Genomic DNA, 12,632 nt, shown 5'->3' on the forward strand with positions numbered 1-12,632 from the left:
CTGCCCCTGGGGCCGCTGTATTCCAAGACGGATTACCGTGTCATCGGCATCGATTCCGACGTGCCGGAACGGCGATTTGCCGAGGTGGCCTGTGTGTCCTTTACCCGTGGCACCATGATCACCATGGCCAGCGGGGCGCAAAAAGCGGTTGAGGATCTTGCAACCGGCGATCTGGTGCTGACCCGTGACGCGGGGCCACAGCCGCTGCGCTGGGTCGGGCATTCCACCCTGCGTGCGACCGGCGAAGGTGCCCCCATCCGCATCCGGGCCAGGCACATTGCACAATGCCGAAGATTTGCTGGTCAGCCCCGATCACCGGCTGTTTGTCTATCAACGGCGCGATCATCTGGGCGCAGGGCGCTCAGAGGTCATGGTCAAAGCCCGTCATCTGATCAATGGCGATACAGTCTGCCGGGTCGAAGGCGGGTTCGTCGATTATTTCCAACTTCTGTTTGATGATCACCAGATTGTTTACGCCGAAGGCATCGCCGCCGAAACGCTGTTGGTCGATCCGCGCACCCGCGCGGCGCTGCCCGACGTTCTGGAGGCCGAGCTGGAACAGGGGTTGCCGCAACATGACAATCGGTTGCGCGCCGATTTCGAGTTGAGCGAAACCATCGCCCGCACCCCAAATGCCGTCGACCTTTTGCGCCGCGCCTCTTCGCGGTAAAACCCGGCTTCTCCGGCCCTGACAGGCCGTCTTCGCCACGTCGCGCCGCTTGCCAAGCATCGCCTGTCTGCCTATACGCGCGACATGCTGCACGCTTCATCAAACCGCCCCCAATTGCCGCCGGAAATCGCCCGGCGACGGACCTTTGCCATCATCTCGCACCCGGATGCGGGCAAGACGACGCTGACCGAGAAATTTCTTCTCTATGGTGGCGCGATTCAGATGGCGGGACAGGTGCGCGCCAAAGGCGAGGCACGTCGCACGCGATCGGACTTCATGCAGATGGAAAAAGATCGCGGCATTTCGGTCTCGGCCTCGGCAATGTCGTTTGATTACAAAACCTTCCGCTTCAATCTTGTCGATACTCCCGGTCACTCGGATTTTTCGGAAGATACTTATCGCACACTCACGGCGGTGGACGCGGCCGTGATGGTGATCGACGGGGCGAAGGGCGTGGAAAGCCAGACGCAAAAACTGTTTGAAGTCTGTCGGTTACGCGACCTTCCTATTCTGACCTTCTGTAACAAGATGGACCGCGAAAGCCGCGATACGTTTGAGATCATCGACGAAATTCAGGAAAATCTGGCGATTGACGTCACCCCGGCCAGCTGGCCGATTGGCCTGGGCCGTGATTTTGTCGGCTGTTATGATCTGATCAACGACCGGTTGGAATTGATGGATCGGGCCGACCGCAACAAGGTCGCAGAATCCATTGAAATCAAAGGGCTGGAAGACCCGCTTCTTGCGGAACACGTCCCTGCCGAATTGCTTGAGACGTTTTTGGAAGAAGTCGAAATGGCGCGCGAATTGCTGCCAAAGCTGGACCCGCAAGCGGTGCTTGAGGGGCATATGACCCCGATCTGGTTCGGGTCTGCCATCAACTCTTTCGGTGTGAAGGAATTGATGGAGGGCATCGGCCAATACGGGCCTGAACCCCAGCCGCAGCGCGCCAACCCGCGGGAAATTTCCCCTGAAGAAGCAAACGTTTCCGGCTTTGTCTTCAAGGTACAGGCGAACATGGATCCCAAGCACCGCGACCGGGTGGCCTTTGTCCGCATGGCGTCGGGGCATTTCAAACGCGGCATGAAACTGACCCATGTGCGCACCAAGAAACCGATGGCGATTGCCAATCCGGTGTTGTTTCTGGCGTCTGATCGCGAATTGGCGGAAGAGGCCTGGGCCGGTGACATCATCGGCATTCCCAACCACGGCCAGTTGCGCATCGGCGATACCCTGACCGAGGGCGAGGCGCTGCGCGTGTCCGGCATCCCGTCTTTTGCGCCCGAATTGCTTCAAGGGGTGCGCGCGGGTGATCCGATGAAGGCGAAACATCTGGAAAAGGCATTGATGCAATTCGCCGAAGAAGGCGCGGCCAAGGTCTTTAAACCCTCCATCGGGTCCGGTTTCATCGTCGGCGTTGTCGGCGCCTTGCAGTTCGAGGTGCTCGCCAGCCGGATCGAGATGGAATACGGATTGCCCGTCCGGTTCGAGCAATCGCAGTTCACCTCTGCCCGTTGGGTCACCGGCCCCGCCGCCGCGCTGGACAAGTTCACCAACGCCAACAAGCAACATATCGCCCATGACAACGATGGGGATATTGTATATTTGACCCGATTGCAGTGGGATATCGACAGGATCGAACGGGATTACCCGGACGTGAAATTGAGTGCCACCAAGGAAATGATGGTCTGACCCATGCGCCGAATTTTGCCAATTGCCCTGACCTGCGCCATGCCGTTTGCGGCTTGGGCCAACGATCCGGATGCCGCATGGCAATTGTTGAATACCGCAGAGTTCAAGGAAATCATTACCGGCGACAGCTGGCGGGTGGAAAAGACCATTCCCGATCCGCTGCGCGCGGCGGCCAAGGATTTTGAAATCACCGGGTTTTTCGTCCCGGTGATTGCCCAGGGCGAGATCCGCGAATTCCTTTTGGTCGAAGACCCGGCGGATTGCCCGTTTTGCGGCAATGGCGGCTATGGCCCGGTGCTTGAGGTCATGGCGAAACGCGCATTGCCCGATTTGACGGAATTCGCGGAAATTACCCTGCGCGGTCAATTGGAATTTAACGAATCCCCGGAAACACTACAGTTGTTCCGGCTAAGCGACGCCGTACTTGTGGAATGACCCATCTCATTGCCAGCGCCCGGTAAATCCGGCAAGGTTGCTTTATGAATGATGCGCCGAAATCCGACACCAAGCCGACCTATCCGGGCGGAATTGACGGCATGTTGGAACAGATGGAGGGGCGGCGCGAACCGCTGACATTCTCGCGGGGGAATTCCTGCCGCCGTTGGACGTGGATTTCGCGCCCTGGATTGCATCGCTGATTCCCGCCCCTGCCGCCGATCCGGTGCGCGAAGGTCCGGTGCATTCCTCTAACCGGCGCAAGACCCTGGAACTCCGCGAGGAGCTGGCTGGCAAAAGTGAATTCTGCGCCCTGCACGGGCTGCTGATTGCCCATCTGCGCAAACGCGATCAGCCGCCGCAAACTGCCGCGCTGTTCCACCGCATGTGGGCCGAGGAACCCGATCATCTGTTGACCCATCTGGACCAGCGCTGGCTGGTCTCTGCCCTGACGACATTTGGCGACCATGGCGCCACCGAGGTTCAGCGCCGTATCGGCCAGGCAATGACCGTGCTGTTTGGCACGATGAAACTCTATGAGAGTGAGCGACGCTACTCCGGTTATCCGGCGACCCGCCCCTTTCCTCTCAAGGGTAAAGACCGCGGGCCGCTGCCGATGGAAATGGATGGTTTCCACCTGACGGCCGGTGGGCTGGATGTGAACATGCTGGGCCGGTTGTGGCTGGATGCGGGCGAAGACGACGTTCTGCGCCCGCTGGCGCGACATATTTTGAACCTGTTGGTGCATGATCCGCGCACGGTTTTTCGCCGGTTCCGCACCATGCGCAAACGCAAGGAACGGCGCGACACGGCCAAAACGGCCGAGAAAGACACCCCAAAAGAGCGAAAGGTCACCGCACCGGTGCCGCATGTTCCGCCGCGACGCGGGCCCATGCCAACCTGGGGCGTGGTCTGTACCACCAATGCCGCTGCGGATGATATCCTGCGGTTTGTGGCGCATTACCTTGCGCTTGGTGCCGCCGGGATCGAGATCTATCTCGACGTCGCCGACGCCCCCCTGCCCGATCTGTTGACCGCCCATCCACAGGTCCAGATCACCCGGTGCGATCCGGCATATTGGCAAGCGGTCGACAAACCCCGCCCCGAAGCGCATCAACTGCGCCAGGCCCATAATGCCACCCGCGCCTATCGCGCCTGTCCCTATGACTGGCTGGCGCATGTGGATGTCGATGAATTTCTGATTGCCGAGGGCGACGTCGCGCGCAGCTTACGGTTTGTCACCGACGCCAGCGCCCAGGCCCGGATACGTCCGGTGGAGCTTTTGCCGCCAACCGATGGCCTGCCACGACATTTCAAGAATACCCACCGTCAGGCCGGGCAAAAACGCAGCGTGCTGTCGGTGATCTACCCAAATTACGGGGCCTATCTGACCGGTGGTTTCATCAGCCATACCAGCGGCAAGGTATTTGCCCGCACCCGGATTCCAGATGCCCGATTGGGCATTCACGGTCTGCGTCTGAACGGGGCCGCTGTCGGCAATGAAGCCGAGTTGCCCAAGATGAAGCTGGCACATTTCCACACCTCCGGCTTTGACCATTTTCGGGACCGGGTGGTGTTTCGCCTGAACAAAGGTTCGTATCGCAAGCCAGAAGATGACAATGCGATGCGTCTGGGCGATGTGCTTGATTTCATATTGGAAACCGAAGGCGAGGATGGTTTGCGCCACTTCTTTGACGAGGTTTGCGCCGATCACCCGGCCCTTCGCAACCAGCTTGCGGCGCATGGGATGTTGTTCACCCATCCACTGGATCTGGATGCACAAGTCAGGGACATCTTTGCCCCAGACACTGTTGCCACGGGCGTCGCATGACCACCTGGGGCATTGTGTCGACAATCAAGGCTCCGGCCCGCGACATCCTGAATTTTGCGGCCTACCATCTCGATCGTGGGGCGCATCGGCTATACCTGTATCTCGATGCGCCGGAACAGATGATTTTTGACCAGCTCAAGGCGCATCCCAAGATCAAGGTTGTCGCCTGTGACGACACTTGGTGGGCCAAACGCAAGGGGCGGCCCGACAAACATCAATCCCGGCAATTCGTGAATGCCCGCCACGCCTATAACCGCCGGGTCGAGGTCGATTGGCTGGCCCATATTGATGTCGATGAATTCCTGTGGCCCGCCACGCCGTTAGATCAGCAATTGACGGCCCTGCCCGACGATTGCCTTTGCGCGCGCGTGCGACCGATAGAGGCCCTGGCCCCCGCCCCGTCCGACAGCGGGCCGTTGACCACCTTCAAGGCCTTTCACCTTGATCCCAATGACCGTCGCCGCGCGGCAGAACACGTTTTTCCGACCTTTGGCCAGTATCTCTCTGGCGGTTTCCTCAGCCATGTCGCGGGCAAATTGTTCTATCGCACCGGGATTGCCGGGCTGCAGGTCAAAATCCACAATCTGACCGTCAACGACGTGCAAAACCCCGGCGAACGGCCACTGGCAGAGACCGAACTCTGTCATATGCATGCCCAAAGCTGGGAGGATTGGCAGCGCAGTTATAACTATCGCATGACCAAGGGCTCTTATCGCGCGGAATTGAAACCCCAGGTCAATCGCGGTTCCGGTGGGCTGTCGCTGCATCAATTGTTCGCCATGATAGAATCAGAGCGCGGCGAAGCCGGTTTGCGCGCCTTTCACGACGAAGTCTGCGTCGCCCACCCCGCCACCTGTGCCCGATTACAGGCCGAGGGGCTGTTGCGGCGCCACGACCTGGCGCTGGACGCGGCCAGAGCGCGACATTTTTCCAACACCCCGGACCAATGACGCCGCGATTCCGCGGAAAAACCGGTCAAATACGTCGGATTCACTATGCTGCACTGCAGCATGATTGACCGCGCGCCTTTTGCACGCTAGATAGCGCGCGGGGATGATGACCGCGACAATGCGGGGCCATACGGGCCGTTCCCACATCTGGTACGGGCCAAGTTAAGTCCGTAAACTTCGGACGCATATGACAAAATTTTCTGACCTGGATCTCAATCCAAAAGTCCTCAAAGCCGTTGAAGAAGCTGGCTATGAAACCCCGACGCCGATTCAGGCGGGGGCCATTCCAGCGGCATTGCAGGGCCGCGATGTTTTGGGCATTGCCCAGACCGGCACCGGCAAAACCGCCAGCTTCACCCTGCCGATGATCACCCTTTTGGCGCGTGGCCGTGCGCGGGCGCGGATGCCCCGGTCGCTTGTGCTCTGCCCGACACGGGAATTGGCGGCACAGGTTGCGGAAAACTTTGATACCTATGCCAAACACGTGAAACTGACCAAGGCGCTGTTGATCGGCGGTGTCAGCTTCAAGGAACAAGATATTCTGATCGACAAAGGCGTCGACGTTCTGATCGCGACGCCCGGGCGTCTGCTGGATCATTTCGAACGCGGCAAACTGCTTTTGACCGGGGTTCAGATCATGGTCGTCGACGAAGCCGACCGGATGCTGGATATGGGGTTCATTCCCGATATCGAACGCATCTTCTCGCTGACGCCGTTCACCCGCCAGACCCTGTTCTTTTCGGCCACGATGGCCAAGGAAATCGAACGGATCACTGACACTTTCCTGTCCGCGCCCGAGCGGATCGAAGTCGCACGTCAGGCCACAGCCTCGGAGACGATTGAACAGGGCGTCGTGATGTTCAAAGGGTCGCGCCGCGACCGCGAAGCCAGCGAAAAGCGCACGGTTCTTCGGTCCTTGATCGAAGCGGAAGGCGACAAATGCACCAATGCGATCGTCTTCTGCAACCGGAAGACCGATGTCGATATCTGTGCCAAATCGTTGAAGAAATACGGCTTTGACGCTGCGCCGATCCATGGTGACCTGGATCAATCACAGCGCACCAAGACGCTGGATGGGTTCCGCAACGGCGAATTGCGCATTCTGGTGGCGTCTGATGTGGCCGCGCGTGGGCTTGACGTGCCATCGGTCAGCCATGTGTTCAACTTCGACGTGCCCAGCCATGCCGAGGATTATGTGCACCGTATTGGCCGCACCGGACGCGCCGGGCGCGACGGCAAGGCGATGATGATCTGCACGCCCCGCGACGAGAAAAACTTTGATGCGATTGAGCGGTTGATCCAAAAGGAAATTCCGCGGGTGGAAAACCCGGTCAAGGCACCTGCCAAAGCCGCGGCCAAGACCGCCGCCAGCTCCCCTGCCAAGGCAGAGAGCACGGCCAAACGGGCCAGCACCGCCAAACCCAAAGCCGCACCCGAGGCAGAGCAGCAGTCCGCCCCCCGCAACGATGCGCCCAAGGCGGACACCCAGCGCGCCGAGACCACCCCCACCACACTGCGCCCGGAAAAGACATCCTCGCGCAGCAGTGGCCGGGACCGCAATCGCGGCTCGCGCGGGTCTGGCAATGACAACAAAGTGGTTGGTCTGGGCGATCACCTGCCGCAATTCATCGCGCTGAGCTTCGACGAACGCCGCGCGATCTGATCCACAGCTTTAGCTTATCCGAAAGGATTTGATGCGAAATGAAATGGGTGCCGCTGGCACCCATTTCCGTTTCTGGTCCGTTTCTGGTTTCCGTTTCCGGCTCACACCAATTTGGCGTCCAGCGTGATGTCCGCATTCAGCAGCTTGGAAATCGGGCAGCCTTCTTTGGCGCCATTGGCCGCTTTCTGAAAATCTGCGTCACTGGCACCGGGGATCTTTGCCTCCAACACCAAATGCACCTTGGTCACAGCAAATCCGCCGTCAACCTGATCCAAGGTCACAGTTGCCGTTGTGGCCAGGCTGTCAGCCACCAGATCGAAATCCGCCAGCACCATCGACAACGCCATGGAATAGCAGCTGGCATGTGCCGCCCCAATCAGCTCTTCCGGGTTGGTGCCGCCCTCGCCCTCAAACCGTTTGGCAAAGGTATAAGGCTCGTCCGAGAGCACACCGGATTGCGTTGACACCACACCGGTGCCGTCTTTCAGCCCGCCTTTCCAGACCGCTGAACCAGATTTATTGATCATCTTGTTGCATCTCCTATGGGTCATAGGGCCGGCCGGCATGACCGCCCCCCTGCAACCATAGGGCGCTCTGCGCAAGTTGCATCCTTGCGCAGAAATTTATTTTGCGATCCGCCCCGTCAGCTCAGCCGGCTGACAATCACGGTCACTTCCGGCTTTTTGCCGATCTCGTTCATCGTCGAATTGCGGGTGATCCGGCGCATGTCCTCGTCCAGTTTGTCATCGTCGGTCAGGGTCTTGTCCCCCGCCCGGCCAAGATACTGGCTCAGATCTTCTTCCAGAATGTCGACCAGTGGCACGTCGCTGCGCCCCACTTCCGGCAGGCCCATGACCTCGCACCAGGGGTTGCCCAGCGGTTCGTCATCATCATCCAGAATCACGGTCACGATCACATGACCATTCAACGACATGCGAATCCGGTCACGGATGATGCCATCCATTGCGCCGATCTGAATCGCGCCGTCCAGGTACACCCGGCCTGTTTCAATGAAATCAACCACCTCCGGGCGATTTCCCGACAGGTTCAACATCGTACCATTGATCGCCAAAGCGGCGGCACGGCCCTTTTGCTGGCTCAGCTTTACATGTTCGCGCAGGTGGCGGTGTTCACCATGCATCGGAATCACCATCTGCGGCTGCACCAGATCCTGCATCCGCTCCAGGTCGGGGCGGTTGGCATGGCCCGACACGTGGTAATGGCCGTTCGAATCGTCGACCACATCCACGCCTTTTTCACTCAGCTGGTTGATGATACGGATCACACCCTTTTCGTTGCCCGGAATGGTCTTGGACGAAAACAGGAACAGATCCCCCTCTTTCAGCTCGATGCCATTGTATTTGCCGCGCGCCAGTTGCGCACTGGCGGCACGCCGTTCGCCCTGCGATCCGGTCACCAACAGCATCAGGTTCTCGCGCGGAATGCTCTTGGCATCCTCCGGCGGCACCACCTTGGGAAAATCACTCAGCACACCGGTTTCAATCGCAGCTTCGATCATCCGCCGCATGGCCCGACCCAAAAGGACAATTGACCGCCCGGCGCGCTCGCCAGCTTCGGCCAATGTCTTGACCCGCGCCACATTCGACGCAAATGTCGTTGCACAAACCAACCCCGATGCGCCAGAGACCAAAGCTTCGATCTCCGGTCCGACGGTGACTTCGGACCGTCCGGCATGGCGCGAAAACACATTTGTGCTGTCACAGATCAAGGCTTTGACGCCATCTTTGGACACGTCCGCCCAAAGTTCAGGGTCAAATGGTTCGCCCACGATCGGCGTTTCGTCCAGCTTGAAATCTCCGGTATGCACCAAGCGGCCCTGCGGCGTGTCGATCACCAGAGCGGAACTTTCCGGGATGGAATGCGAAATCGGCAGGAACCCAACGGTAAACGGCCCGGCTGTGATGGTTTCCGGCCAAGCGCTGGCGGTGGTCACAACGGTCTCTGGCAATCCCTTTTCATCCAGCTTGCGCCGCGCCAAATTGGCGGTAAAGGCACGGGCATAGACCGGCGCGCCCAGACGTTCCCAGAACTGGTGGATCGCACCGATATGGTCTTCGTGGCCATGGGTGATGAAAATCGCGTCAAGCCGATCCCGGCGTTCAATCAGCCAGGTCATGTCGGGAAAGATCAGATCCACCCCGGGTGACCCATCCATGTCGGGGAAGGTCACGCCAAGATCCACAAGGATCAAACGCTCCTGCCCCGGCTTGCCGTAACCATAGACATAGGCGTTCATGCCGATTTCGCCCGCCCCACCGAGGGGCAGGTAAATGATGCGTTCACTGCTCATGGATATTCCCGTTTTCCTTGTTATAGGCATGGATGACGGTCAGCCCATGCATCGTCAGATCATCTTCGATGGTGTCAAATAGCATCTGCCCCTGCGCAAACAAGGGCGCAAGCCCCCCAGTGCCAATGATCCGCATAGGTCGGGCATATTCGCCGCGAATCCGGTCACAAATCCCGTTGACCAGCCCGACATACCCCCAAAACACCCCGGATTGAATGCAATTGACCGTATTTGTCCCAATCACTTTTTCCGGCTGGCTGATATCGACATGCGGCAGCGCCGCCGCCCCCATATGCAGCGCCTCAAGGCTGAGGTTCACCCCCGGCGCAATCACCCCGCCGACATAGGCGCCATCATGCGCCACCACATCAAAGGTCGTCGCAGTCCCGAAATCCACCACGATCAGATCGCCACCATGGCGATCAAAGGCACCTGCGGTATTGACCAACCGATCCGGGCCCACGGCGGTGCCGGCATCGACACGCGCATCATGTGGCAGCAAACACTCTGGCTTGCCCACCACCAGCGGCCGGCAGTTAAAAAACCGATCGGTGAAAACCCGCAAATTGAACAAAACGCGCGGCACCGTGGTGGAAATGATCACCTCGGTGATCTCTGCCTTGATGCCGTAATGGGTCACCAGCGTCGAATACCAGGTAAAATAGGCATCCGCCGTGCGCGCATGATGGGTCGAGGTCCGCAGAGTGCACAGAAATTCCGTACCATCCCAAATCGAAAACACCGTATTGGTATTGCCGCAATCAATGCACAACAGCATGGGCTATCCCCTCTTAGAAAAAGACATCCGCCGCCGGAATCGCCACACGCGACCGGGCGGTTTGCAGCACCAGATTGCCAGAGCCATCGACATCCACAAAGGTGCCCGTGGTCTCGGACTGACCGGTGCGCGCGGTGATGACATCACCCAGCCGCGCCGCCCGCGCCAACCAGGCCTCACGGATCGGCGCAAAACCAAAGGTCATAAAACTGGCCTCATACCGGGCAAACGCGGCGGCAAGCTGTGTCAGATAGTCTTCCGGGCTGACTTCCGCCCCAGTCTCGGACAAAAGCGACACCGGCCGCAGGGCGCGGGCTTCAACTTCGCTGGCGGATGGCGCATGCACAAGATTGATGCCGATCCCGATGGCCAAGGCCCCGCCGGGCAATCCTTCCAACAGGATGCCGGCCACCTTGCCGCCATTCAGCAACACGTCATTTGGCCATTTCAAGGCAAAAACCTCGGCCCGCCCAGTGACCGCAACAAAGGCATCATGAACTGCCAGTGCCGTCACAAAAGACCGCAAAGCCGCCTGCATCGGTGCGCCTGCAGCGGGAAGAACCAGGCTCGCGGCGAAATTGCCGGTCTGATCGGCCCAGGGGCGCCCGCGCGGCCCTTGCCTGCGGTTTGGCGCAGCCCCAAAATCCATTCTGGCCCCGCCAGACCGGCGGCTGCGACCCGCGCAGCTTCGGCATTGGTGCTGTCGACCTCCGGCAGGATCCGCCGGGCGTATCCCTCAGGCCAGCTCATGCCCGGCCCTTCTTCTCTTTGGAAATACGCATTGTGGCGAAACGGCACCGGGCCGCGCGGGGGTCAATCCCCCGCGCGGCCCGCATGGTGACCTGTCACCCAGATCAGTTGACAAGTGTCGCCGCCGCAGCCTGGGCCACGGATTCAATACCAAACAGGTTCACAACCCCCAGCAGCATCGCCGCCGCCGACGCCATCAGGAACCCATACAGGATCGGCGATCCGCCACGGTCCAGAACCTCGTCCCGTTCTTCGCCGAAGTACATATAGAACACGATCCGCAGGTAATAGAACGCACCAATCACCGAGGCGATCACACCGGCAACCGCCAGCCAGACCAATCCGCCCTCAACCGCCGCGCGCAGCACATAGAACTTGCCAAAGAAACCGACCATAGGCGGCACACCCGCAAGCGAGAACAACAGAACCAACATGGCCAATGCCTTGCCCGGTTCGCGTTTCGAATACAGATGCAGGCTGTCAATCGACACCACCGGCTGGCCATCTTTTTGCATCGACATGATGAAGGCAAAGGTGCCGACATTCATCGTCACATAGATCGCCATGTAGATCAGCATCGCCTGCACGCCGAAGACCGTGCCCGACGCCAGCCCCATCAGCGCATAACCCATATGTGCAATCGACGAATAGGCCATCAGCCGCTTGATGTTACGCTGGCCAATCGCGGCAACCGCGCCCAGGAACATCGACAGCACCGACAGAAGCGCGATGATCTGTTGCCAGTCGCTGGTCACGCCACCAAAGGCATCATGCAACACCCGCGCAAACAGGCCCATTGCCGCCACTTTCGGGGCTGTGGCAAAGAACGCTGTGACCGGCGTGGGCGAACCTTCGTAGACGTCAGGCGTCCACATGTGGAACGGCACCGCCGACACTTTGAACGCCAGACCGGAAATCAGGAACACCAGACCGAACAACAGCCCAAGCGACACTTCGCCCGAAGCGGCCTGAATGATGCCCGCAAATTGCGTGGTGCCCGCAAAGCCATAGGTCAACGATGCGCCATACAGAAGAAGCCCGGACGACAGTGCGCCCAACACAAAATACTTCAACCCGGCTTCGGTCGATTTGATCGAGTTGCGGCGCAGCGCGGCCACAACATAAAGTGCAAGGGATTGAAGCTCCAACCCCATATAAAGCGACATCAAATCGCCTGCCGACACCATCATCATCATGCCAACCGTGGCCAGCGCAATCAGCAGCGGATATTCGAATTTCAGGAACCCACGTGCCGCCATGTACCCCTGGCTCATCACCAGGACCGCAGCCGCGGACAACAGGATCGTCACCTTGGCAAAGCGGGAAAATCCATCGTCGATGAACATGCCGCCAAAGGCCAGATGTGTGCCGCCGCCCGAGGTGCCGATCCAGAACGCCACAACCACAAACAAGGCTGCGGTGGCCCAGGTCAGCAGGCCGGCCATCTTGTCCTTGGTGGTATAAACCGCCAGGACCAGCGCCAACATCGCAAAGACCGCGATGATGATCTCGGGGAGGATGATAGTCAGATCAGCCTGGATCATGCTCCGGC

General features: G+C 59.4%; 10 protein-coding genes and 2 pseudogenes. 7 read left to right on the forward strand and 5 right to left on the reverse strand.

Features of this window, described 5'->3' with window-relative positions; all coding sequences use genetic code 11:
• Positions 1–123 precede the first annotated feature (123 nt).
• The 7 genes and pseudogenes from AC0L4F_RS08730 (at position 124) to AC0L4F_RS08760 (ending at position 7,241) form a co-directional block, all read left to right on the forward strand.
• A pseudogene (locus AC0L4F_RS08730) lies at positions 124–670 on the forward strand (Hint domain-containing protein).
• Positions 671–754: 84 nt separating this feature from the next.
• Entirely contained in the window at positions 755–2,362 is a 1,608-nt protein-coding gene (locus AC0L4F_RS08735) for a peptide chain release factor 3 (protein ID WP_244687426.1), read from the forward strand.
• 3 nt (positions 2,363–2,365) lie between these two features.
• Positions 2,366–2,797, forward strand: a complete 432-nt coding sequence (locus tag AC0L4F_RS08740) for a hypothetical protein (RefSeq protein ID WP_244687428.1) — start codon at positions 2,366–2,368, stop codon at positions 2,795–2,797.
• 44 nt (positions 2,798–2,841) lie between these two features.
• Positions 2,842–3,000, forward strand: coding sequence for a hypothetical protein (locus AC0L4F_RS08745; protein WP_244687430.1), 159 nt, complete (start codon positions 2,842–2,844; stop codon positions 2,998–3,000).
• Complete coding sequence (locus tag AC0L4F_RS08750) at positions 2,970–4,628, forward strand: glycosyltransferase family 2 protein (RefSeq protein WP_244687687.1); 1,659 nt, start codon at positions 2,970–2,972, stop codon at positions 4,626–4,628. The genes AC0L4F_RS08745 and AC0L4F_RS08750 overlap by 31 nt, the downstream gene beginning before the upstream one ends.
• Entirely contained in the window at positions 4,625–5,578 is a 954-nt protein-coding gene (locus AC0L4F_RS08755; RefSeq protein WP_244687433.1) for a glycosyltransferase family 2 protein, read from the forward strand. The genes AC0L4F_RS08750 and AC0L4F_RS08755 overlap by 4 nt, the downstream gene beginning before the upstream one ends.
• 187 nt (positions 5,579–5,765) lie before the next feature.
• Positions 5,766–7,241, forward strand: coding sequence for a DEAD/DEAH box helicase (locus tag AC0L4F_RS08760; RefSeq protein ID WP_244687435.1), 1,476 nt, complete (start codon positions 5,766–5,768; stop codon positions 7,239–7,241).
• Between the two features lie 101 nt (positions 7,242–7,342).
• On the opposite strand, the gene AC0L4F_RS08765 is transcribed toward AC0L4F_RS08760, so the two are convergent.
• The 5 genes and pseudogenes from AC0L4F_RS08765 to nuoN all read right to left on the reverse strand — a co-directional run bounded on the left by AC0L4F_RS08765 (position 7,343) and on the right by nuoN (position 12,624).
• On the reverse strand, positions 7,343–7,768 hold the full coding sequence (locus AC0L4F_RS08765; RefSeq protein ID WP_244687437.1) for an OsmC family protein: 426 nt from the start codon (positions 7,766–7,768) through the stop codon (positions 7,343–7,345).
• A 116-nt stretch (positions 7,769–7,884) separates the two neighbouring features.
• Positions 7,885–9,552 (reverse strand): ribonuclease J, encoded by a 1,668-nt coding sequence (locus AC0L4F_RS08770; protein WP_244687440.1) that lies wholly within the window; start codon positions 9,550–9,552, stop codon positions 7,885–7,887.
• Positions 9,542–10,330, reverse strand: coding sequence for a type III pantothenate kinase (locus tag AC0L4F_RS08775; protein ID WP_244687442.1), 789 nt, complete (start codon positions 10,328–10,330; stop codon positions 9,542–9,544). The genes AC0L4F_RS08770 and AC0L4F_RS08775 overlap by 11 nt, the downstream gene beginning before the upstream one ends.
• Before the next feature lie 13 nt (positions 10,331–10,343).
• Positions 10,344–11,080 (reverse strand): annotated as a pseudogene (locus tag AC0L4F_RS08780) (biotin--[acetyl-CoA-carboxylase] ligase).
• Between the two features lie 104 nt (positions 11,081–11,184).
• A complete protein-coding gene (nuoN, locus tag AC0L4F_RS08785) occupies positions 11,185–12,624 on the reverse strand; it encodes an NADH-quinone oxidoreductase subunit NuoN (RefSeq protein WP_244687444.1) in 1,440 nt (479 codons plus the stop codon).
• Between the last annotated feature and the right edge of the window lie 8 nt (positions 12,625–12,632).

The organism is Marinovum sp. J2-8 (assembly GCF_055808435.1).

What these genes read in the sequence shown, in the direction of transcription:
- AC0L4F_RS08755 (WP_244687433.1), top strand. Translation starts at nt 4,625, where the DNA reads ATGACCACCTGGGGCATTGTGTCGACAATCAAGGCTCCGGCCCGCGAC.
- AC0L4F_RS08770 (WP_244687440.1), bottom strand. Translation starts at nt 9,552, where the DNA reads ATGAGCAGTGAACGCATCATTTACCTGCCCCTCGGTGGGGCGGGCGAA.
- AC0L4F_RS08735 (WP_244687426.1), top strand. Translation starts at nt 755, where the DNA reads ATGCTGCACGCTTCATCAAACCGCCCCCAATTGCCGCCGGAAATCGCC.
- nuoN (WP_244687444.1), bottom strand. Translation starts at nt 12,624, where the DNA reads ATGATCCAGGCTGATCTGACTATCATCCTCCCCGAGATCATCATCGCG.
- AC0L4F_RS08765 (WP_244687437.1), bottom strand. Translation starts at nt 7,768, where the DNA reads ATGATCAATAAATCTGGTTCAGCGGTCTGGAAAGGCGGGCTGAAAGAC.
- AC0L4F_RS08745 (WP_244687430.1), top strand. Translation starts at nt 2,842, where the DNA reads ATGAATGATGCGCCGAAATCCGACACCAAGCCGACCTATCCGGGCGGA.
- AC0L4F_RS08740 (WP_244687428.1), top strand. Translation starts at nt 2,366, where the DNA reads ATGCGCCGAATTTTGCCAATTGCCCTGACCTGCGCCATGCCGTTTGCG.
- AC0L4F_RS08760 (WP_244687435.1), top strand. Translation starts at nt 5,766, where the DNA reads ATGACAAAATTTTCTGACCTGGATCTCAATCCAAAAGTCCTCAAAGCC.
- AC0L4F_RS08775 (WP_244687442.1), bottom strand. Translation starts at nt 10,330, where the DNA reads ATGCTGTTGTGCATTGATTGCGGCAATACCAATACGGTGTTTTCGATT.